Origin of the sequence: Aureibaculum flavum, from assembly GCF_016406085.1 — a bacterium.
GTDB classification, from domain to species: Bacteria; Bacteroidota; Bacteroidia; order Flavobacteriales; family Flavobacteriaceae; genus Aureibaculum; species Aureibaculum flavum.
This window is the reverse complement of sequence record NZ_JAEHFJ010000036.1, coordinates 1-690: the sequence shown is the minus strand read 5'-3', so window position 1 is coordinate 690 and position 690 is coordinate 1. Positions and strand designations below refer to the sequence as shown.

The following is a 690-nucleotide window of genomic DNA, read 5'->3' as shown; positions in this document are numbered from 1 at the left end:
TAAATCTATGATGAGAATCAGTTGTTACATGATAGCTTCTTTTAGGTTTTATCAGCATATGATTTGCTTTAAGTATTCTAAATAGTTTATCTCTTCCTACATTCAATATCAACAACTCCGACTTGAGTATATGATATAATTTTCTTGTGCCTAGTTTAGGCATCACGTTACGGATTACACGTACTAAAGCAATTACCTTTTGTGCAATAGATTGTCTGTAAGCTCTTGATTTAAGTGCTCTATAATAAACCTGTCTATTAAGCCCAAGTAAGTTACAGGTAGAAACTATTGTTTCTTTGTATTCTTCTTTGAAGTTTTCGATAACTCGGGCGTGTAGTTTTTTCTTATTTGAATATCATATTCTTTCTCTGCCATATCTACCAACATATCGAAGATAATTACTTTCTTATCTGCTCGCTCAGCTAAGTGTTCTGCTCGTGCCTTTTGTTTTTCAAGAAGTTTTACTTTTGCTTCTAATTCTATAATCCTCTGTTCTGGTGTCTTTGTCATAGTGGTAATGGATAAGTTTTCCCAATCAAATGTACCATATTTTCTTAACCATTGTGTGATTGTAGATCTCGCTTGAATTCCATATTTAAGATGAGCATCTAATCTATTAAGTTGGCCAGATTCAATTTCTTCAACCAATTGAAGCTTGAAAGAAAGCGAATAATCTTTTTGGCTACGCTT

The 690-nt window shown here is 32.9% G+C and carries 1 protein-coding gene; it reads right to left on the bottom strand.

Annotated features, from left to right (window positions below):
• Window positions 1-285 precede the first annotated feature (285 nt).
• Window positions 286-690 (bottom strand): transposase (locus JBL43_RS20155; protein ID WP_198843147.1); only part of this gene is annotated, 405 nt, incomplete at its 5' end.